1 protein-coding gene is annotated in these 1,015 nt (G+C 37.3%); it reads right to left on the bottom strand.

All coding sequences use genetic code 11. The annotated features are described in order from the left end of the window. Positions 1 to 73: 73 nt before the first annotated feature. A complete protein-coding gene (locus tag OQ5_RS0106910) occupies positions 74 to 802 on the bottom strand; it encodes a FadR/GntR family transcriptional regulator (protein WP_026055154.1) in 729 nt (242 codons plus the stop codon). Between the last annotated feature and the right edge of the window lie 213 nt (positions 803 to 1,015).

Here is a 1,015-nt window from a genome sequence, read left to right as displayed (position 1 = left end):
TTTATGAATAATGCAGGTTAAATCAAATCTTTCATTTAAAAATCTAACGGTCTATGTTATGAAGGAAAGCTATTTATTTAAGAACTTTCTTAAGGTACCTTTCATACACCTCATGGTTCCGGATCACCAGCTTCTCGGTTTCAAGATAGGCAGTTTCCTCATCATTGACCTCAACAGCAGCAAGAATTTTCTTCTGGGCATCCATCGTAAACTCCTTCTCCCCTTCAACGTTGGCATAAATAAAAATTCTCATTCTGGGCAAAAGCGAATAAATTGGTTCCAGACTGATGATAATGATGGGATTACCGGTTGCTTTGGCCAGATTCATGTGAAAGCGATTGATGGTATCCACTTCCTGCTGCGTATTGTCAGGATCGCAGCGTTCAAGATCGGAAATGTTTTCAAACAAAATTTTCAAATCTTCTTCAGTACGGTTACGAGCTGCCAGACGGGATATCTCGGGTTCAAAAATGCGGCGAACTTCAATGATCTGGGAAATAAGATTAGAATCAAAACTCAAATCATAATAAAGATTCAAAGACTTAATGGCATCTTCTATCTTTATCTCAGAAACATACATTCCGCTGCCTTTTCTGATTTCAATAAGACCCCGGGCATTGAGGCGACGAAGTGCTTCCCTGAGCGCTGTACGACTTACACCAAAAAGTTCGCAAAGCTCTTTTTCGGAAGGAAGTTTGGCTCCCTGCAACAATTTTTTCTGCCGGATAGCCTCCTCGATCTTTCTTTCGATTTTCTGACTCAAGGTCTGAGTCGTCCCTATTTTACTAAATATCTCGTCCATGTATCCGTCTTAAAATATTTAAACTATACAATACAAATATAGACTTTTTCTTCCTTTTTGGAAGATTTCAGTAATAACTTTTAATTTTGAAATATATCATACATGTTAAAGTAATAAAACAAAACGCTTGAACGACAACGTTTCCCTTTTCACAGAAGAGTTAAACAATGCATTATTGGATAATTAGTGCGTGTCTACAAATTCACAAAAAAT

Origin of the sequence: Anaerophaga thermohalophila str. Valhall, assembly GCF_000250735.1 — a bacterium.
GTDB classification, from domain to species: Bacteria; Bacteroidota; Bacteroidia; order Bacteroidales; family Marinilabiliaceae; genus Anaerophaga; species Anaerophaga thermohalophila_A.
The sequence above is the reverse complement of the archived record's forward strand: the minus strand, read 5'-3'. Positions and strand labels throughout refer to the sequence as shown.

Excerpts from the sequence above, each read along its gene's own strand:
- OQ5_RS0106910 (WP_026055154.1), bottom strand. The coding sequence starts at position 802 with ATGGACGAGATATTTAGTAAAATAGGGACGACTCAGACCTTGAGTCAG.